The organism is Paenibacillus polysaccharolyticus (assembly GCF_023714295.1).
GTDB classification, from domain to species: Bacteria; Bacillota; Bacilli; order Paenibacillales; family Paenibacillaceae; genus Paenibacillus; species Paenibacillus polysaccharolyticus_A.
The window spans coordinates 856,975-877,511 of sequence record NZ_JAMAUN010000001.1 but is presented as its reverse complement, the minus strand read 5'-3'; the positions used below and the strand labels follow the sequence as shown (position 1 = coordinate 877,511).

The following is a 20,537-nucleotide window of genomic DNA, read 5'->3' as shown; positions in this document are numbered from 1 at the left end:
TGTTACTTATTGCCCATTAGTCGATTCAATACTTTCGCTGTTTCAACCGAATCTTCTTTTGACATGTTCTCCAGCAGTTGCGATCGGGTTGCATCATTGACTGAATTGAGTATAGTCAGTGTTTTATCTGGGCTTATTTTATAGGTTTCGAGCAAGAGTTTGGCTCCGCTTGACGCAGACATAGAAGCAAAGGTCTGGCTTAATTGGTTTTTATCCAAATTCTTACTATTGGTTGATGTTGTCGTAGTCGCTGCTGCGGTTTCCTTTTTCAATCGGGATTGCAATGCGTCTAAGGCAAGATCGCCTGAAGGCTTCGCATCCTTCATCAGCATGGTCACATCCGCTGCTGTCTTCGGATCCATCTTTTCCAGCACCTTTGTCCGGGCAGTCGACTGCATCGCGTTCAACATAAGCACCATTTCTTCATTCGTCATATTTTGCAAAATCGGTGCAGCTTTACTTGGACTCATATCAGCGTACATTTTAGCCAGACTTTTAATCTGCTTCTGATAATCACTTTCGGTTTCCGGTTCAGCAGTTGCAGCTGTTTCAGCAGCCTTATTCGCCTCGTCCAGTTTTTTTTGCAGGTCAGCCGTTTTTTGCGTCTCAGCAGTAGCTGCATCTTTGGCCGCTTTTAGTTCCGCTTCTTTCGCAGTGACCTGGGATTTCAGCTTTTCGATCGTTGCTTCGGCACTTTCAACCTGCTTTTCACTCTTCTCTAACTTTTCCTTCTCAGGGTCAAGCACTGGATCAGGCACCCAATTCTTGACTACAGGAATTTTTTTGGCAAGTTCAAGCGCGTTATTCCGAATATCTACATTAAATAGAGTAAGCAGTACACCCAAGAGCACCACCGTAAATACAATCGGGATGGAAATCATGAGAAACTTTTCCCAACCACTCCCGGACTCTTTTTCGATATCAGTGTCTTTTACAGCCACCGTTCATTCCTCCTTCACGAGACAACTTCGCATCCGGCTCACATCAGTTCGCGCGGGATTTGGCGGCGAAGCGTACAGTAGCCATCTCGTCCAGATCGTTCTGTTCCCGGAGGAGCATCTCCTGTTGAAATCTACCTTTAGCCTTATCTCTCGCTCCAAGCCACACTTTTTCGTCAATCACTTTACCATTCAGAAAGCTCTGATTCCGCTGCACATTGACCTGAGCATGCTCGACATCACTGTTCTTACGCGATATACATTCGTCAAGGTGATATGCATATCGCTGCATTTCCTGCAAACTGGATACGGGAGCACAATTTTCAGTTGCTGCTTGAATAATGTTCATCAGATTGTTTCGATCATTAATCAATTGCAACAAATGCTCTTCTTCCGTCTGAAGTTTACCGATCGCTGTGGATAACATCCATTCTGCTTGTGTCTTTTCATTGCTTTTCAGGTCAACAACCTTCTGGAAATGATATCGAAATTTCATCGCTCACCCTTCATCTCCTTGCGAATTCAAGAATCAAACGCTCCTGCACTTCACTCAACGTTACCTTTTCATCCACTTTCTGCTTCGTAAAATTCCAGATATGATCAATCTGATCCATCGCCTCATCTATAGCTGCGTTTGATCCCCTTTGATAGGCACCGATATTGATCAAATCTTCCGACTCCTTGTACACAGCCATCAGACGTTTCATATTGTTAACCGCTTCAATCTGCTCTTCAGGAGCGATGTCCTTCATGACACGGCTGATACTTGCAAGCACATCAATCGCCGGAAAATGGCCTTTATTCGCTATCGCACGGTTTAACACGATGTGACCGTCCAATATGCCTCTGACTGCGTCTGCAATCGGTTCGTTCATGTCATCCCCGTCGACAAGTACGGTATAGAAAGCCGTTATCGATCCTGTTGGCCCTGTCCCTGCACGTTCTAACAATTTAGGTAAACTTGCAAAAACGGAAGGAGTATAACCTCTCATTGCCGGTGGTTCTCCTACAGCTAAACCAACTTCTCTCTGCGCCATGGCGTAACGAGTCACCGAATCCATCATTAACATCACGTTCATGCCGCGATCTCTGAAATACTCGGCAATCGTCGTCGCGATGACAGCTCCCTTGATTCGAATCAGAGCAGGCTGATCCGATGTTGCTACGATTACAACTGACCGTTCCAGGCCTTCCGGACCAAGATCTCGTTCAATAAAGTCACGCACCTCACGTCCACGCTCACCCACAAGTGCGATTACATTCACATCTGCAGCCGTATTCCTGGCAATCATACCCATCAATGTACTTTTCCCAACACCTGAACCCGCAAATATACCGACACGCTGCCCTTTTCCCACAGTAAGTAAACCGTCGATAGCTCTCACGCCTACACTCATTGTTTCAAGCACACGCGGTCTATCCATAGGGTTAACAGGGGTATTGGAAGTGGAGTACATCGGCATTCGAGATGGCAATAATGAACCGTCAAGCGGCTGTCCGAGTCCATCCAGCACTTTACCAAGCAATTCAGATCCTACTTGTACACCTAAAGGTTTACCGGTCCCGACCACATCACAGCCTGGACCAATGGATTGAAGTTCCCCAAGTGGCATAAGCAACACCTTGTTATCCCGAAACCCAACAACTTCAGCCTGCAACGGCTTGGCAGATTTGCCGGGATAGATGTAACATACGTCGCCAATACTGGCATCAGGACCTTCGGATTCCACCATAAGTCCAATGACCTGAGTTACTTTTCCATTGATACGCACAGGATCAAATTGACGCAGATGCTCCATATAACGCTGTGAACTAAGAACCTTCATGTTGATTTCTTCGCTCCTCATCCTCAAGTGCTATGCGGATCAGTTCTTTTTTAATCTCGGCAAGCTGTGTATCAATCCTTGCATCAACACTTCCAAATGAAGAACGGATAACACAGCCCTTATCTTTAACCGTAGCATCAGGCAAAATCTGTAACTCAGCCTGCGAATCAATGGAAAGAGCCAGTTCCTCCCTCGCAGCTTGTACAAAAGAAAACTGTTCGGGCGCCACACAGAGTGTAATCTGCCCCTGCTCCCTCTTTCTGGACAAACTCTGACGTATCAGCTCAATCGTTTGTTCAGGCTCTACCGTAAGCTGTCTATCTATCACTTTCTCCGCGATGCCACATGCAAGTTCAACAAGAAACGGTTCAGCTTCCTGAATAATCTGTTCTTTGGCAACATACGCTTCCTGAAGCACGTCTTGCGCTTCTCTCATCATCTCTTCGATCTTCACCTGGAGATCCCGTTCAGCTTGTGCTCGTCCCTCTTCAAACCCTTGCTGAAAACCTTGAGCGCGGAGAGCTTCAGTCAGGTGTTCATCCTGCTCTCGTTGTTCCTGCCACCAGCGGTCAATCTGTTCTTGGGCTTCCTGAAGCATTCGCTCCGCTTCTTCTGAAGCATCACGCACCTGCTTTTCCGCAAACTCCTTGGCATCTTCCAGCATCTCGGCAGTGAGACGTTCTGTCTCTTCATCGACTCGAGCCTTAAGCACTTCCGATTCAGAAACTGCCCCGCCGTCCTCTTCCGATCCAGTCTCACCTTCATCGCCATAATGGTGATGATTTTCGAGCCTTTTATGGTCTTCGACCGGCACATACTGGAAAGATTTAATCAAATTAGACAATGATATCATCTCCTCCACCACGTGCGATAATGATCTCGCCGGCTTCTTCCAGTCTGCGGATCGTACCTACGATACGTGTCTGAGCTTCCTCCACATCACGTAGCCGTACAGGGCCCATGAATTCCATCTCTTCCTTGAATGTTTCGGACATCCGTTTCGACATATTACGGAATACTGCTTCACGCACTTCTTCGCTTGCGACTTTGAGTGCAAGTTGCAGATCGGCATTGTCGATATCCCGAATAATGCGTTGAATGGAGCGATCGTCCACATTGACAATGTCTTCGAAAACAAACATCCGTTTTTTGATCTCTTCTGCAAGTTCGGGATCTTGAATCTCAAGGGAATCCAAAATGGTACGTTCCGTCCCCCGATCGACACCATTCAAAATCTGAACGATGGATTCGATACCGCCTGCATTTGTGTAATCCTGTGTCACTGTAGAAGACAGTTTTTGTTCCAACACACGTTCCACCTGTGAAATAACTTCTGGTGAAGTGCTGTCCATTACAGCTACTCTACGAGCAACATCTGCTTGTTTCTCCTGAGGAAGCGAAGACAGAATGGCTGCTGCTTGCTCAAATTGCAGATAAGACAACACAAGCGCAATCGTTTGTGGACTTTCATTCTGAATAAAGTTCAGAATCTGATTCGGATCAGCTTTGCGTGCGAAATCAAAAGGTCTAACTTGCAGTGTAGCTGTCAAACGATTAATAACTTCAAGCGCTTTGGATGAACCGAGTGCTTTTTCCAGAATTTCTTTCGCATAAGTAATACCGCCCTGAGAGATATACTCCTGTGCCAAACAAATCTGATGAAACTCGGACATAATCATGTCCTTTTCGGATGCATCAACCTTACGCACGTTGGCAATTTCCAACGTAAGCTGCTCAATCTCCTCATCACGGAGATGTTTAAAGATCTGAGCAGACACTTCCGGACCTAATGTAATTAATAATATTGCTGCTTTTTGTCTGCCAGTTAATCCGGCATTGCCTGCCTTTGCCAATGCGTTCACCTCTATTCGTCAGCCAGCCACGTACGCAGCAGATTGACGAATTCGTCTGGCTTTTTCTTGGCCAAACTCTCCAATTGTTTGCGCACCTGACTTTCGTTCGTCACACTGTCCAACGTTATGGACGGGAACTCCGTTGCTACTGGAAGCGGAATTTCTTCCTCTTCTTGAATCTCACTTTGTTTACGACGACGACGTACTAACAACATCACTACCGCAGCGATCAAGACCGCGATGAGTGCTCCACCACCCCACATCATTGCAGGTGTCAACTGGAAGCCCGTATTTGCATCTGCTGCTGTTGCGAACCCTTGTGACATAACAGATACTTTTTTTGTGAGGTCTGCGTCAGTTATCGTTGTGCCTGAGTCTGCCAATGATGCTCGGACGATATTAACTAGAATATTTTCAATAGCATCTTGAACAGGCTGTTGCAATTCAGTTTGTCCTGCGGGTGGTTCGACCGCCACGTTAATGGTTAAATCTTTTACAGTATATGGGCTTGAAATGATATCTCTGGCAATTCGATTCACTTCATAATTAATGGTGCTAGATGATTCTTCTGAATTTGCATTGCTATTGGAATCCGAAGAAGGATAACCCGGAACGTCCTGTTGGCCAGTTCCTGCTACACCGCCTGTTGGGGTTCCCCCACCGGTGTAACTCTTCTGGATTTGCTGAACACTGATCTCGATCCCCTTCATGTTCTCTTGATCGACGGGTGTAACCGTATTTTCTTTGCTGGTTACTTTATCAAAGTTCAGTTTGGAGGCTACCAGCACGTTAACCTTATCTTCGCCTACAATTTGAGAGAGGAATTGCTTCACGTTGTTTCGTACGTCGCTCTCAAATTTTTTCTGTAGCGCCATGTTCTCCTGCACTTCAGATGACAAGCCGCCACTGCCACCACGAGCCGTAGGAATGAGTTCAGCCTCATCCGTGTTTGTGATCGTAATGTTCTCGATCGGCAGGTTCGGAACAGCTGTTTTAACCAAATTAAAGTATCCATCTACAGCTGCCTGATTCGGACGATACCCTGGTTTAAACTGCAATGCTACGGAAGCCGAAGCTTTGTCCTGCTCTTCCAAACCTGCAAAGATATTATCCTTGGGCATGTTAACCAGAACTTTGGCATCCTGAATCCCCTGCATGCGCTGGAGCAGCTTTTCAACTTCTCCGTTTAACGCATTGTTGTATTTCACATCAAATTCTTTATCTGTCATGCCGATTGGTGAAGATGAGCTTTCAAACGCTTTATAACCAAGGGAACCATTCTGTATGATACCTTGAGATCCGATATTCACTTTCGTCAGCGCTACATCTGTACTGGGTACAGAAATACTTTTTCCGTCCGCGCTAAGTTTATAGGGGATATTAGATGAGTTCAGATAATTGATTACACCAGCTGAATCACTTGCATTTAAATCTGTGAACGCCACTTCATATTCTGTCTTGGATAACTGCATCGTGAGAACCACTGCTGCCAAAATCAGAAATAAGAAGGTTGAAATAAATAATGTTTTCTGCTTTTTGCTAAAGCTATTCCAGTACTGTGATGCTTTGTCCCTGTACTGGGCAATTCTCTCATTCACTCTGTCACCCCATCCGAAACTTTGCTTAGTCTGTCCTGACAAAAGCCTGAGCGTTCTCCTAGCTTTGGTCAGGAGCAGCATCGCAGCTGCTTGTCGTAATGATCAGCGCTACTATTGGCGCAAATGAACTCTTATAGTTGCGTGCGCATAACCTCTTGATAAGCCTCAACCACTTTGTTACGTACTTGAGTGGTAAGTTGCAGACTAAGCAGGGCTTGTTCCGAAGCAATCAACACCTGATCAACATTCGCTTTACCTACCAAAAATTGATTTGACATTTCATGAGCCTGGGTTTCCTGTGCGGCGACAGATCCCAGTGCATTTTGTAAGTATGTACCGAAGCTCTGAATGCTTTCGGCTGGTGTAGAAGGTTTATTTTCAGTTGCTGCACTCTTCATCTGCAACGGCTGAACTCCTTGAGTGTTAAACATATTGTTCTGAATCATAAATGTCCCTCCCTTTTATCTCTTCTTTTTAGTTGGTTGTCGAAGAATGCAACAGTTAACCTTTTCCAATTTCTAACGCTTTAGAAATCATCGCTTTGGTTGAATTCAGTGCAGTAACGTTAGCCTCATAAGAACGTGAAGCCGAGATCATATCGACCATTTCTTTTGCAATATCCACATTAGGCATGAACACGTAACCTTCTGCGTTTGCATCTGGATGAGTCGGGTCATAGACCGGTTTGAGTGGTGACTGATCTTCCCTAATCTCGGTTACTCTGACACCATCGCCCGATCCCCCGCCACGCATCTGATTTTGCAACATCGTACTGAAGGATGGTTTATTCGGTTCAAGTACTACCATTTTGCGCTTATAGGGAACTGCAACCCCATTCGACACGCTCGCGCGCGTGGTTTCTGCATTTGCAATATTGGAAGAAATGACGTCCATACGCAAACGTTGAGCCGTAAGAGCCGAGGCACTGATTCCGAAACTGTTGCTAATGTTCAACGTGGTTATCTCCCTTCTACGCCTACTCGCATCATTTTAATTTGTTCGTTTACTTGCTGGATATAAGCGTTGTAACGCAACTGGTTATCCGCTAGAAGACTCATCTCTCGATCAACGTCCACATTATTCTGGTTGTTATTCATGGAAGTGGACTGGTCCATATTAACTACTGGTGTTGGTACTGCAGAGGAAGGACCTATGACAAAATGCCTTGGGTTCGTTATTTTGCCTTTAAGAACAGGCAAATCGCCGCTCATCTGATCTTGCAACATTTCTTCGAAAGAAACGTCAGATCGCTTGAAATACGGGGTATCGGCGTTCGCTACGTTATCAGCTATCGTTCGTTGTCTCAAGTTCGATGCATCGAGCGCACCTTGCAACCTTTTAAAGCTAATGTCGTTTAAAAGATTCACAATATCCCTCCTCTCATTTGTATATATGGAAAAAGATTGAATCTTTTCACGCGAAACTGCTGTTGTTTTTTCGACAAAAACATTCGTGTTTACACGGTTTTCTAGGACTTAAGTAGAATTAACTCTGATGTTGTCGTATAACATAAGTTTCTTCGAGTTTGGGATATATTACAATAAGAAAAAAGCCCTATCTTTTCTTAAAGAGAGGGCTTTTTGTGTATTTTCTGCAAAATATGATTTTTTTCGTAAATATTCAGTCCCAAATCAAAAATGTATTAACAATCTTGAGACATCCCCTTAAACATTCTTAAGATAAAACTCATTATTACAGCGTGTATTTCAGTTTGGTTGTATTTAGATGTGCCGTTCCTCTGTAACATTTCTATTTGTTAAGTTTAGTATATTTTACCGTCATATTAAGGTTTTGAGCTTATAGTACATTGTATTTTCATGAAGTCTGCTTCATTTTATTTCACATTATATGTATAGAAATTCATTACATCTATCATTTTCGACGCAACACTTTCTTAACAATTGTATAAGTCACTACTATTTTATATTTGGATAATAATTGATGCCTTCTCTGATTTCCACAATACGACGTTTTGCGCATTTGCGCAAACTTTTCCAACTCATTTGCTTAACAACAGCTAACATTTAAATAGTTAAAATTCTTTTAATGGAAATACATGGTTGCTTAAAATTGGAAATACCCACTAATCCGCTACCCTTTATATTCATATCCATGCGGCCCAAGTCCTATTTTCTGACCTAAATGACTGTCATCTCTCTTTTATCGGTCTAATCATCAGAAAAGGTTAGACCGTAATTAAAATAAGGGTATGTACTCATAAACACGACATCTAACACAGCATGATCTTTACTTAGGTACGATCATGCTATGTTAGATGTCTAATGTTTTTGGTACATACCCTGGTCTTACTTTATAGAACTATCATATCACTTGATAATACGAGCTAGGTTTAGTGCCCTTCGCTCTTACTTAAAGGATATACTGGCTTAAATCTCGATCAGTTGCAATATCATTTAGTTTTTCACGAACATACTCTGGTGTAATCACCATACGTTCCAACGTAAGCTCGGGAGCTTCGAAGGACAAGTCTTCAAGAAGCTTTTCCAATATAGTATGCAGACGGCGAGCCCCAATGTTTTCTGTGTTTTGATTAACAGCTTCTGCGAGCTTGGCAATCTCTCGAATTGCCTCTTCCGAGAACTCGATCTCGATATTCTCTGTGCGCAACAAATCAACATATTGCTTCGTTAGCGCATTCTGAGGTTCCGTTAGAATAGAAACAAACTCCTCGAGGGTAAGACTGTTTAACTCTACACGAATAGGGAAGCGTCCTTGGAGCTCTGGAATAAGATCTGAAGGTTTAGCCACGTGGAATGCTCCAGCCGCCATAAACAGAATATAATCCGTTTTGACGGGCCCATACTTGGTCATCACCGTTGATCCTTCGACAATAGGCAGAATGTCACGCTGAACCCCCTCGCGAGACACATCTGGTCCAGTCCCACGACCTTGACTAGCTACTTTGTCAATTTCATCGATGAAAATAATGCCTGTCTGCTCTGCACGTCTTATGGATTCTTGAGTCACATCATCCATATCAATTAATTTGCCCGCTTCTTCTTGAATAAGTACTTTACGCGCTTCCTTGATGGCCAATTTACGTTTTTTCGTGCGACGCGGCAACAAACTGCCGAACATCTCCTGCATGTTCATACCCATCTGATCATTACCCTGGCCAGCAAACATATCCATCATGTTCGGTGCATTGTCCTCTACATCGATCTCAATGATGTCATCTTCCAATTTACCAGACAACAAATCAAATTTGATTTTACGACGGCGTTCCGCTACACCTGCATCGGGTTCAAGTTCATCCTGATCCTGAGAAGCAGTTCCATTCGCGTTGTTCCCAAAGATCATTTCAAACGGATTACGCTGGTTTTTAGTTTTGGACTGAGAAGGAGCCAAAATATGTACAATGCGCTCGTTAGCAGCTTCTTCCGCTTTATCCTTCACTTTTTCAGTTCGCTCAAGCTTGACCATACGCAGGGATGTTTCGATCAAATCACGAACCATCGATTCCACATCACGTCCAACATACCCGACTTCGGTAAACTTGGTTGCTTCAACTTTGACAAAAGGTGCCCCTACCAGTTTCGCAAGACGGCGTGCAATTTCCGTTTTACCGACACCTGTAGGTCCGATCATCAGTATATTTTTAGGTACAATGTCATCCTGTGTATGCTCCGGCAACAGACTGCGTCTATAGCGATTACGAAGCGCGACTGCCACTGATTTTTTCGCCTGTTTTTGACCTACAATATATTTATCTAGTTCCGTAACAATTTGTCTTGGCGTTAAAGCTTGAGAATTCATATGCTTCCCTCCTGCAAATATGTTGTCGTCAAGTGAGCCACAAGAACAAAGAATCTCCTTAACGTAAACCGGAGCAGATGCAACATCTTGTTCCTGTACGGGAGATTTCTTTGTTCCTACAATTCTTCGACGATAATATTACTATTCGTGTATACACACAACTCAGAAGCCACCTGAAGAGACTCACGTGCGATATCTTTTGCCTCCATCTGTCCAGCATGGCGTTTCAGCGCACGTGCAGCAGACAGAGCAAAATTACCGCCTGAACCGATCGCAATGATATCATCATCCGGCTCAATAATCTCGCCACCACCTGAAATAAGCAGCATACCTGTTTTGTCCATCACAATCAGTAAAGCTTCAAGTTTCCGAAGAATTCGGTCTTGCCGCCAGTCTTTCGCAAGTTCAACCGCAGCCCGCTGCAGATTCCCATGATGTTCTTCAAGTTTACCTTCGAATTTTTCAAACAGTGTAATCGCATCGGCCACAGAACCGGCAAATCCGGCAACAACCTGTCCACGATATAAACGTCTTACTTTTTTAGCTGTATTCTTCATTACAACACTTTGGCCCATAGTTACCTGACCATCGCCCGCAATCGCTGCTTTGCCATTATGACGAACAGCACAGATCGTCGTCGCATGAAATGACATATCCATGTTATCAGCTCCCCCACGAATAATTTATACGCGTTCCGGAACGGTTAGACCTTCTGAAGCAATAAACTTAGCAATGCCATCCAGGGCACGGTTTGCAAGTGCTTCATTTTTTTCTTTTTTGTTTCGGATTCTGGTTTCCAATTTTGGTAATAAACCGAAGTTAGCATTCATTGGCTGGAAGTGTTTGAAATCCGCTGTTGTAATATATTGGGCCATGCTGCCAAGTGTCGTTTCTACCGGAAGTACAACAAGTTCTTGTCCTAACGCTGCTTTAGCTGCATTCATGCCGGCAATGAGACCCGACGCAGCCGATTCAACATATCCTTCTACACCTGTCATTTGACCAGCAAAGAACAAATTAGGACGCTCTTTGAATTGGTATGTTGGACGCAGTAGCTTCGGTGAGTTAATAAATGTATTCCGGTGCATGACACCGTAGCGCACAAACTCAGCATTCTCAAGACCCGGAATTAGAGAGAAGACACGTTTCTGTTCCCCCCACTTCAAGTGCGTTTGGAAACCTACCAGGTTATACAACGTTCCCGCTGCGTTGTCCTGTCTAAGCTGTACTACAGCATGAGGCAATTCACCCGTATGCGGATTAACCAAACCTACCGGCTTCATCGGTCCAAACAATGCTGTTTGTTTGCCCCGTTTCATCATGACTTCAATCGGCATGCAGCCTTCGAAATAGATTTCTTTTTCGAATTCTTTTAGCTGAGCAACCTCTGCAGTAATGAGAGCCTCATAAAAGAGTTCAAACTCTTCTTCTGTCATTGGACAGTTGAGATAAGCCGCTTCTCCTTTATCATAACGAGAGGCAAGGTATACCTTGTTCATATCAATCGAATCTTTTTCAATAATCGGAGCAGCAGCATCATAAAAGTAGAAGTACTCCTCGCCCATCAATGCTTTAATCTGCTCGGACAATGCCGGCGAAGTCAGTGGTCCGGTCGCTACAACCACTATCCCGTCCTCTGGTAACGAAGTTAATTCTTCGTTCACCACTTCAATGAGCGGATGCTGATGCAATGTTGATGTGATCTCACCCGAGAAACCATCCCGATCAACAGCCAGAGCTCCCCCTGCCGGAACAGCATGTCGATCAGCTGCCCCGAGTACGAGCGAATTCAACATTCTCATCTCTTCTTTTAAAACGCCAACAGCATTCGCCAGTCCATTGGCACGCAGAGAGTTACTGCAGACGAGTTCTGCAAATTTATCCGTATGATGAGCCGGCGTTTTGACTACCGGTCTCATCTCATATAACTTCACTCGCACACCGCGACTGGCAATCTGCCACGCCGCTTCTGATCCAGCCAGTCCCGCTCCAATTACCGTAACTTGTTGTTCACTTGTCAAAATCATTTACCCCCATCATTATGCTAATCCGTTGATTCATCTTCCGGTTCTTCCACCGGCTCCTGATGATCACATGAAGTACATTGCAATCTTGTTCCTTTTTTATTTCGCTTCTCAATCATTAACGATCCACAGCTCGGACAAGGTTTAGCGGAAGGTCTATCCCATGATACAAAATCACATTCCGGATATTTGTCACAGCCGTAGAAAATACGTCCTTTTTTACTGCGGCGTTCCACGACATGCCCTTCCTTACACTTCGGACAAGTTACACCGATGTCTTTGATAATCGGTTTCGTATTACGGCAGTCAGGGAACCCGGAGCATGCGAGGAACTTTCCGAAACGACCCAGTTTGTACACGAGCGGCTTGCCACATTTCTCACAGATCTCATCCGACACCTCGTCTTCGATCTCGATCTCTTTCATTTCTTCCTCGGCAAACTCCAGCCGTTTTTCGAAAGATTCATAGAATTCAGCCAACACTTTAACCCAGTCTTCAGAGCCTTCCTCTACATGGTCGAGATCCCCTTCCATATTAGCGGTAAACTCTACATTCAGGATTTCCGGAAAAAATTCTTCCATCTGCTCAATGACCAGTTCTCCCAGCTCTGTCGGCATAAATTTCTTCTCTTCGATCGCAACATATCCGCGTTTCTGAATGGTCTCCAGTGTCGGCGCATATGTACTCGGTCTGCCTATGCCCAGCTCTTCCAAGGTTTTAACCAACCGCGCTTCGGTATAACGTGGCGGCGGCTGCGTAAAGTGTTGTTTAGGCTCAATCTCCTGCTTCTCCAGCACATCTCCACTCTTGAGCGGAGGCAACAAACGGTCTTCTTCGGTTGTACCATCGTCATTTCCTTCTACGTACACTTTCATGAAACCTTGAAAGCGCACCTTAGATCCCGCCGCACGGAAGATTGTATCTCCTGCAGCGATGTCAACCGAAAGTGTATCCAGAATAGCCGAAGACATCTGACTAGCTACAAAACGTTCCCAAATCAACTTATATAAGCGGAACTGATCACGACTCATGAACGATTTAATCGAATCTGGGTCACGCATAATGGAAGTCGGACGAATCGCTTCGTGCGCGTCCTGGGCGTTAGTAGCCTTTTTGGAATAATTCCGCGGGCTCTCTGGTGCAAACGTCTCGCCATACTTTCCAATGATGTATTCTTTCGCTTCTTCCTGTGCGGAGCCAGCGATACGGGTCGAGTCTGTACGCATATACGTAATGAGACCGACTGTGCCCTCTTTTCCAAGGTCCACGCCTTCATATAGTTGCTGTGCAACCGACATCGTCTTGGAAGCCCTAAAATTAAGTTTACGTGCCGCCTCCTGCTGCAGTGAACTTGTCGTAAATGGCGCAGAAGGGTTACGGGTCCGTTCCTTCTCTTTTACTTCCTTGATCGTAAAGTCAGCGCCTTCGATCTGTTTCAGAATCGCCTGTACTTCCGCTTCACTGCCAAGCTCTGTTTTCGTACCGTTCAACTTATGAAACTTTGCTTCAAACGGATTGCCATCTGCACTTAGTTTGGCTGTAATGCTCCAGTACTCTTCCGGTTCGAATTCGTCAATTTCATTTTCGCGATCCAAAATAATTTTGACGGCAACGGACTGAACCCGTCCTGCTGATAATCCTTTTTTCACTTTCTTCCATAATAGTGGACTAATCTTGTATCCAACGAGCCGATCCAGAATTCGTCTGGCTTGCTGCGCATTGACCAAATCCATATTTATTTTACGCGGCGTTTTGAACGCATCTTTAACCGCTTGTTTGGTGATTTCATTGAATACAACTCGGCAATCAGCCGTGTCATCCAGTTCAAGTGCATGTGCCAAATGCCAGGCAATGGCTTCACCCTCGCGATCCGGGTCAGCTGCGAGATACACTTTTTTTACCTTTTTGCGCGCATCCTTAAGTTCCTTCAATACTGAACCTTTGCCGCGGATCGTAATATATTTCGGATTAAAATCGTTCTCTACCTCAACGCCGATCTGACTCTTTGGCAAATCGCGCACATGTCCCATTGAAGCTTTCACGATGAACTTGCTGCCTAAATATTTGCCAATCGTCTTCGCCTTTGAGGGCGACTCCACGATTACGAGTGCATCCGCCATAGGTTCATCCTCCTCTCAGTCATGAAACTGTTCATGTACTTCACTTCATACTTCGTATTATATACTCCACATACTGCACAGGTTGCAGCATCGTCATACCCTAGCATATTTGGTTCCTGGTAATTGGCTAATCTGCTTTTTTATGATTAAAGATAACAGAACTGAATGTAAATGTCCAAAATCCCAACCTAATTGCTCAATCAGTTGATCCAAAGATCGCTCTTCCTGCTCAAGTAAAACGACAATACGTTGTTCGTCTGTAGAAAGCTCCACTGCTGGAAACAAACCTTGCTCACCAGAGCGCGCCTTTTCTGCCGAACGTCCTCTATTGTAAGGAAGTTGTTCTGCATTTTGCAAGTCCAAATGATACTCTTCCAATAAATCAGCCGCACAAGTGACTAATTTGGCACCCTGACGAATTAAATTATGTGCCCCACGACTCTTCGGCGAGGTAATAGGCCCTGGAACCGCAAACACATCTCTGCCTGCCTCGAGTGCTGCATCCGCGGTAATGAGTGAACCACTTCGTATATCCGCTTCAACAACGAGCGTTCCCAATGTTAATCCTGCGATAATCCGATTTCGCTCAGGAAATAGCCCCTGACGAGCTCTGGTTCCCAAAGGGTATTCTGACAAAAGCAGACCTGTTTCCGCAATTTGTTCTGCTAGGCTCGTATTTTCAGGTGGGTAAACCATATCTACCCCTGTGCCAAAAACAGCAATCGTTTTACCATTTGTTCGTAATACAGCTTCATGACACACACGATCTATGCCCCTGGCCAGTCCACTTACAATGGTTAATCCCGCTTCAGACAATTGCTCCGCAAGTTTTTCACCCACCTTACGCCCATAAACGGTCGGCATCCTTGTTCCTACCATAGCAATCGAAGGTTGATGTAATAACCTAGAGTCTCCGCGAGCGTACAGCACCCAAGGCGGCTGGACGGTTTCCTTCATTAATATAGGATAATTCGAATCCAGATAAGTAATAACCTCGATTCTACGATCATAAACCTGTTCTCTTCTGCTCTCAATCCAGTTTGCATTAAACCCCCTTGTCAAACGAGCTGCTTGATCTCTTCTAAGTCCGGCCGAAATCCAGTCTCCTTCCTCATAAAAAAGCAGTTCCTGTAGCGAATGCTGACCTGTCATCAATTTCGCAATACTTTTCTTCCCGATACCTTCCATTTCATAGAGCCCAAACAAAATCCAACGATCTTCCACGTTTCTGCCTCCCATAAAGGAGAGAAAACTCCCCTCATATTGTGTGATAAGCAACGATAAATTGCAAGCGCTTGCAATAATTGCACCTTAAGGCTCTTCTACATTTCTAAAAAAACGCAAAAAAGCAACCCTTCGCCCTATTTAAAGGACAAAAGGTTGCTTACCTTTACCGTCTCCTGAATCAACCGCTCCGAAAATGAGTCATTTCCGTGCTGTTTCTTCTATTATAACGGAATAGGATTAATGTGTCGTGCACAAATTCAAAATACCGCGTTCTTCGAGCACACTTACCAAAGTGGATCCCATTTCGGCTGGTGTCGGAGCCACTTTAATACCGCATGATTCCAGCTTCGCAATTTTTTCTTTGGCTGTACCCTTACCGCCAGAAATAATTGCCCCCGCATGTCCCATACGTTTGCCTGGAGGCGCTGTAACACCACCGATGAATCCTACCACCGGTTTAGTCATGTTAGCTGCCACCCATTCTGCTGCATCCTCTTCCGCAGTACCACCGATCTCACCAATCATGATGACAGCGTGTGTCTGTGGATCTTCATTGAAACGTTTCAAGATATCGATGAACTCGAAGCCCTTAACTGGGTCTCCTCCGATACCTACCGCAGAAGATTGGCCAATGCCACGAGTTGTGAGCTGATGAACAGCCTCGTAAGTCAGTGTTCCACTACGTGAAACGACGCCAACATGTCCTGGCATATGGATATAACCAGGCATAATACCGATCTTACACTCACCCGGTGTGATAACACCTGGACAGTTAGGGCCAATCAATACTGTATTTTTTCCGTCCATGAAACGATCTACTTTGACCATATCCAGTACCGGAATACCTTCCGTAATACAGATGACCAGGTCCAATTCTGCGTCAACAGCTTCCATAATGGAATCCGCTGCAAATGCAGGAGGAACATAGATGACGCTCGCTGTTGCGCCAGTAGCCTCCTTCGCTTCCTGCACCGTGTTGAATACCGGCAAGCTGACTACTGAACCGTCTTCCAGCGTGATGTCAACATTGGTTCCGCCTTTACCTGGCGTAACACCGCCTACCATTTGGGTTCCATAGTCCAATGCGCCCTTCGTGTGGAACATTCCCGTTGAACCCGTAATGCCTTGCGTAATGACTTTTGTATTTTTATCAATCAAAATACTCACGTTGCTTCACATCCTTACGGTTATTTTTCAATTCCCGGACAGCTCCGGTACGAAGGAATGAACTTATTTTACGAGGGCAACAATTTTCTGTGCACCATCGGCCATGGAATCAGCAGGAACGATATTCAATCCGGATTCACCCAGAATGCGTTTGCCAAGTTCCACGTTAGTTCCTTCAAGACGAACAACCAGCGGTTTAGTCAGGCCAAGCTGCTTCGCGGCTTCAACAACACCATTGGCAATGACATCACAACGCATGATACCACCGAAGATGTTAACAAAGATTCCAGCCACTTTGGCATCAGACAAAATAATTTTGAATGCTTCAGTAACTTTCTCCGTGGTAGCACCGCCCCCAACATCAAGGAAGTTGGCCGGGTCGCCGCCATAATATTTGATGATGTCCATCGTAGCCATCGCAAGCCCCGCACCATTAACCATACAGCCGATGTTGCCATCAAGCGCTATGTAGCTGAGGTCATATTTGGAAGCTTCGATTTCTTTTTCATCTTCCTCATCCAGATCACGAAGTTCTTGAATATCCTTGTGACGGAAGAGAGCGTTGGAGTCGAAATTCAGTTTTGCATCCAGCGCGATAACGTTTCCATCTCCGGTAACAACCAGCGGGTTGATTTCGGCAATGGAGCAATCTTTTTCGACAAATGCTTTGTACAAAGCGAGCATAAACTTTACAGCTTTATTCACGAGTTCATTCGGAATTTTAATGCTGTAAGCCAGCTTGCGAGCCTGGAACACTTGCAATCCGATTGCAGGGTCAACAACCTCTTTGAAAATTTTCTCAGGTGTAGCTTCAGCTACTTCTTCGATCTCTGTTCCGCCTTCTTCGGAAGCCATCATGACTACACGTCCTGTAGCACGATCGACAACAACACCCACATAATACTCTTTGCGGATATCGCATCCTTCTTCAATCAAAAGACGTTTTACTTCTTTACCTTCTGGTCCTGTCTGATGGGTTACTAATACTTTGCCCAAAATTTCGGATGCATAGGCACGAACTTCCTCTGTGCTTTTTGCTACTTTCACGCCGCCGGCTTTACCCCGACCCCCTGCGTGAATTTGCGCTTTAACAACAGTCACCGGACTGCCCAGTGCCTCTGCGGCCGCAACCGCTTCATCGACTGTATAAGCAACCTTTCCGTTTGGAACGGTAACTCCATACTGTTTCAGTACTTCTTTTCCTTGATATTCATGGATATTCATTCTCGAATCCTCCTATCAACATGACTGCAACAAGGCGGGCTGGTAGACGAACAAAAGACATATGTTGACTATTTTCACTTAAACCCAATTCATTGTAACATGTTTTTAAAACGCTTTCCTTAAAAAAGTAATGGTTAATAGACAGCATTTTGATATGGATATGATCCCTTTTTGTGAATGCTTGGATATATATGGAAAAAAACCTCAACCGAGCAGGCTAAGGTTTTTCTTCACATAGAGGCTTTTATTATTATTTTTTGGGGGCATTCATATTCGTTTCATGAACTTTCTCAAGCAAGCCCTTAAACTGTCCCAGCAACGTTTCGAATTCTGTGCTGTTCAAGCAAGCATCTCCCTGAATGGCTTCAGGTATGGATAATGCTTTATTCTTAAGCTCACGTCCCGCATCGGTTAGTGTAATCATCACTTTACGTTCGTCTTGTGCAGAGCGCTCACGATGGATGAATCCGGCTGATTGCAAACGTTTGAGAAGAGGCGTCAGCGTACCTGAGTCCAGGTATAGGGCCTCACCAATCTCCTTCACCGTACATTCCTGCCGTTCCCACAATACCATTAATACTAGATATTGAGAGTAAGTTACACCAAGCACCTCCAAATAGGGCTGGTACAATTTAGTGATCTCACGTGAACAAGCGTATATGGCGAAGCATAATTGATTATCCAGCTTTAAACGGTCTGTCTGCATGTTGTCTATCTCACCTGCCTAATGTACTTTGAATTGCAATTCTTGGGTTCATTATGCTGCTTCACCTATATTTGCGGCGAATTTAGTTTCCCCATTACTATCTTATCACAAAATAGATTAAAAAAAGAATAATTGAGCACAAATTATTTCACTTACCTATTTAATCATGTTAAATTAAGTTGCATAAAATATAATTACAGGTTACCAGAAGGGGCGACTAACCTACTTATGCTATAGAGCATCATCAGAAAATTCATCTGAACAATCAGGATTCGGACAAACTCGTTACATAACTGTTCACAACGGGTTGACGCTCTGATTCCTTTTCTATAAAATGCTAGTAGAAGCTGAGGAAGCACCTTAATTCGAGACCGGCTCGCCCTGCGCGGAGCCTACCATTCGAGTGAGGTGTTTCTTTGTTATGTACGGGAAGTTGTATAGCTCATGTCTGTATGGGATTGACGGTGTGTTAATTGAAGTTGAAACGGATTTATCTAATGGTTTACCTCTGACTGCAATTATCGGACTACCGGATTCAGCGGTCAGAGAGGCGGTGGAACGCGTTCGTGCGGCGATTAAAAACTGCGGATATCAGTATCCTTTACAACGCATTACGATTAATCTGGCCCCAGCTGATCTGCGCAAGGAAGGCTCCTCCTTTGATCTTGCTATTGCCATTGCTTTACTTACGACCAGTGGTCAGCTTGTTCTTCCCCCGCAGGAACGCACTTTAGTTCTCGGGGAACTGGCACTGGATGGTTCAATCCGGCCTGTACCCGGTATGTTATCCATGGTTGATCTAGCCAAAAGGCAAGGCTTCACTTCTGTTCTGCTTCCTTATGAGAACGTGGAGGAGGCACGTTTGATTCGTGGAATCGGGATTTATGGACTTCGGCATCTAAAGGACCTCGCTCCTGATCATGCCCTTACACCCCAAGGTTCAAATGGCAACACATCAGGGGGAACAATGGGTGCGGGGCCAATCATTTTAAGAGACTACAGTCACCTCTATATCTCTGGAATGTCCAGTGAACGGTTAAGTGAAGATAGAAAAATGTTTTCTTCTTCACACGAAGACTATAGTGACGTACTTGGACAGCATCATGTCAAACGTGCACTAATGATTGCCGCTGCGGGCATGCATAATATCATGCTGGTTGGCCCGCCTGGTACAGGCAAAACGATGTTGATTAAACGACTACCGACGATTTTGCCCCCTTTGTCGGAAGAAGAAGCACTTGAAGTAACTAAAGTGTTAAGTGCAGCAGGACATCTAAAAGAAGCTCCTCAAGGTCTGATCGCTGACAGACCTTTTCGCTCGCCTCATCATACGATATCTACCTCAGGCTTGATTGGGGGTGGCGGCATTCCAAAGCCAGGCGAGGTCAGTCTCGCGCATCGGGGAATTTTGTTTCTGGATGAACTGCCGGAGTTCCAGCGTCAAGTCCTTGAAGTACTAAGACAGCCGCTAGAGGATCAGACCGTTACGATCAGCAGGGCAAGAGCTGCGTTCACTTTTCCCGCTCAATTCATGCTGGCCTGTTCGATGAACCCCTGCCCCTGCGGATATTTATCCGCTCAGCCCGAGGACCAGCGTTGTATCTGCAGCCCGGCCCGCGTAGCAGCATACAGGGCAAAAATTTCGGGTCCACTACTGGATCGTATCGACCTCCAAGTTGAAGTTCCCCCACCAGGAGATTGGCGTATGGCTGGCACTTCTCCTTCATCTGCCGAGATGCAAGCCAAAGTGATGGTGGCTCATTCCATTCAGGCCAAACGGTACACGAACCGTTCAGTGCGCTGGAACAGTCAGCTCTCTGGCACATTTTTACGGAAAACAATCCATCTACCTCGTGAAGCAGAGCTGTTATTGGATCAAACGATACAGACGCTGAACCTGAGCATGCGTGCCCATGACCGAATTATGAAAATGGCACAAACCATCGCTGATCTGGATTATGAAGGTGAGATTGTGACAGCCCATGTGGCGGAAGCCATACAATATCGGCAGTTAGACTTGAGTTTATTTTGATACGGATACAAAAATTGAGCCATATTAATCCGCACATCGCATTTG

At 45.0% G+C, this 20,537-nt stretch carries 18 protein-coding genes; 1 reads left to right on the top strand and 17 read right to left on the bottom strand.

Annotated features, from left to right (window positions below; translation table 11 throughout):
* Positions 1–2: 2 nt before the first annotated feature.
* The 17 genes from M3629_RS04255 to M3629_RS04175 form a co-directional block, all read right to left on the bottom strand.
* Complete coding sequence (locus M3629_RS04255; RefSeq protein WP_251503027.1) at positions 3–941, bottom strand: MotE family protein; 939 nt, start codon at positions 939–941, stop codon at positions 3–5.
* A 43-nt stretch (positions 942–984) separates the two neighbouring features.
* Positions 985–1,434 carry a flagellar export protein FliJ gene (gene fliJ, locus M3629_RS04250; RefSeq protein ID WP_251503026.1) on the bottom strand — a complete coding sequence of 150 codons (450 nt, stop codon included), beginning with the start codon at positions 1,432–1,434 and terminating at the stop codon, positions 985–987.
* 10 nt (positions 1,435–1,444) lie between these two features.
* Complete coding sequence (gene fliI / locus M3629_RS04245; RefSeq protein WP_251503025.1) at positions 1,445–2,764, bottom strand: flagellar protein export ATPase FliI; 1,320 nt, start codon at positions 2,762–2,764, stop codon at positions 1,445–1,447.
* Positions 2,751–3,608: a FliH/SctL family protein gene (locus tag M3629_RS04240; RefSeq protein WP_251503024.1), complete on the bottom strand. Its 858-nt coding sequence runs from the start codon at positions 3,606–3,608 to the stop codon at positions 2,751–2,753. The genes fliI and M3629_RS04240 overlap by 14 nt, the downstream gene beginning before the upstream one ends.
* The gene (gene fliG, locus M3629_RS04235; protein ID WP_090923874.1) at positions 3,601–4,617 is read right to left on the bottom strand and encodes a flagellar motor switch protein FliG; all 1,017 of its coding nucleotides are present in this window, start codon (positions 4,615–4,617) and stop codon (positions 3,601–3,603) included. Before fliG ends, M3629_RS04240 begins: the two co-directional genes overlap by 8 nt.
* Before the next feature lie 11 nt (positions 4,618–4,628).
* The gene (fliF, locus tag M3629_RS04230; protein ID WP_251503023.1) at positions 4,629–6,215 is read right to left on the bottom strand and encodes a flagellar basal-body MS-ring/collar protein FliF; all 1,587 of its coding nucleotides are present in this window, start codon (positions 6,213–6,215) and stop codon (positions 4,629–4,631) included.
* 131 nt (positions 6,216–6,346) lie between these two features.
* Complete coding sequence (gene fliE / locus M3629_RS04225; RefSeq protein WP_251503022.1) at positions 6,347–6,661, bottom strand: flagellar hook-basal body complex protein FliE; 315 nt, start codon at positions 6,659–6,661, stop codon at positions 6,347–6,349.
* Between the two features lie 55 nt (positions 6,662–6,716).
* Complete coding sequence (gene flgC, locus M3629_RS04220) at positions 6,717–7,169, bottom strand: flagellar basal body rod protein FlgC (protein ID WP_251503021.1); 453 nt, start codon at positions 7,167–7,169, stop codon at positions 6,717–6,719.
* 5 nt (positions 7,170–7,174) lie between these two features.
* Positions 7,175–7,582 carry a flagellar basal body rod protein FlgB gene (gene flgB, locus M3629_RS04215; protein ID WP_251503020.1) on the bottom strand — a complete coding sequence of 136 codons (408 nt, stop codon included), beginning with the start codon at positions 7,580–7,582 and terminating at the stop codon, positions 7,175–7,177.
* 1,003 nt (positions 7,583–8,585) lie between these two features.
* Positions 8,586–9,992 (bottom strand): ATP-dependent protease ATPase subunit HslU, encoded by a 1,407-nt coding sequence (gene hslU / locus M3629_RS04210; protein ID WP_251503019.1) that lies wholly within the window; start codon positions 9,990–9,992, stop codon positions 8,586–8,588.
* A gap of 116 nt (positions 9,993–10,108) precedes the next feature.
* Entirely contained in the window at positions 10,109–10,651 is a 543-nt protein-coding gene (gene hslV, locus M3629_RS04205) for an ATP-dependent protease subunit HslV (RefSeq protein ID WP_090923879.1), read from the bottom strand.
* A 24-nt stretch (positions 10,652–10,675) separates the two neighbouring features.
* Positions 10,676–12,019 (bottom strand): FADH(2)-oxidizing methylenetetrahydrofolate--tRNA-(uracil(54)-C(5))-methyltransferase TrmFO, encoded by a 1,344-nt coding sequence (gene trmFO / locus M3629_RS04200; RefSeq protein WP_373323193.1) that lies wholly within the window; start codon positions 12,017–12,019, stop codon positions 10,676–10,678.
* A gap of 17 nt (positions 12,020–12,036) precedes the next feature.
* Entirely contained in the window at positions 12,037–14,136 is a 2,100-nt protein-coding gene (gene topA, locus M3629_RS04195; RefSeq protein WP_251503018.1) for a type I DNA topoisomerase, read from the bottom strand.
* Positions 14,137–14,229: 93 nt separating this feature from the next.
* Positions 14,230–15,360: a DNA-processing protein DprA gene (gene dprA, locus M3629_RS04190; protein WP_251503017.1), complete on the bottom strand. Its 1,131-nt coding sequence runs from the start codon at positions 15,358–15,360 to the stop codon at positions 14,230–14,232.
* Positions 15,361–15,600: 240 nt separating this feature from the next.
* Positions 15,601–16,530 (bottom strand): succinate--CoA ligase subunit alpha, encoded by a 930-nt coding sequence (gene sucD / locus M3629_RS04185; protein ID WP_251503016.1) that lies wholly within the window; start codon positions 16,528–16,530, stop codon positions 15,601–15,603.
* A gap of 63 nt (positions 16,531–16,593) precedes the next feature.
* Positions 16,594–17,754, bottom strand: coding sequence for an ADP-forming succinate--CoA ligase subunit beta (sucC, locus tag M3629_RS04180; protein ID WP_145329739.1), 1,161 nt, complete (start codon positions 17,752–17,754; stop codon positions 16,594–16,596).
* Between the two features lie 250 nt (positions 17,755–18,004).
* Positions 18,005–18,460 (bottom strand): MarR family winged helix-turn-helix transcriptional regulator, encoded by a 456-nt coding sequence (locus M3629_RS04175; RefSeq protein WP_251503015.1) that lies wholly within the window; start codon positions 18,458–18,460, stop codon positions 18,005–18,007.
* Positions 18,461–18,881: 421 nt separating this feature from the next.
* Here M3629_RS04175 and M3629_RS04170 point away from each other — a divergent pair, with 421 nt between their 5' ends.
* On the top strand, positions 18,882–20,492 hold the full coding sequence (locus M3629_RS04170; RefSeq protein WP_251503014.1) for a YifB family Mg chelatase-like AAA ATPase: 1,611 nt from the start codon (positions 18,882–18,884) through the stop codon (positions 20,490–20,492).
* The last annotated feature ends 45 nt before the right edge of the window (positions 20,493–20,537 follow it).